This window comes from Rhodobacter sp. NTK016B (genome assembly GCF_017303295.1).
Classification (GTDB): domain Bacteria; phylum Pseudomonadota; class Alphaproteobacteria; order Rhodobacterales; family Rhodobacteraceae; genus Pararhodobacter.
Map to the genome: position 1 here is coordinate 1 of NZ_JAFKOK010000066.1, position 258 is coordinate 258.

Sequence of the window (258 nt, forward strand, 5' to 3'; positions counted from 1 at the left end):
CATCGTCGGTGTCGCGTTGGCGCTGATCCGCGTCGGACTGGTAGAGCGGCGGCTTGCGCGTCAGCGCACGGGCGGTACTGACCAGCACCAACGTTGCCGAGCTGTCGCCGCCCTCTGCCGCCGTCTGGATCGGCTGCTGGTCAACCCAGCCCTTGAAGATGCGGCGCGGCTCGGCCAGCAGCGCACGCGTGTCATGTTTGAATAACGCCTGGTGGATCTCGACCGGCGCGAACCGCGCGTCATAGGTCAGCAAGGCCT

1 pseudogene is annotated in these 258 nt (G+C 67.1%); it reads right to left on the minus strand.

What is annotated here, in order from left to right:
* Positions 1–258: pseudogene (locus tag JI664_RS23720) on the minus strand (hypothetical protein); the annotation flags it as partial.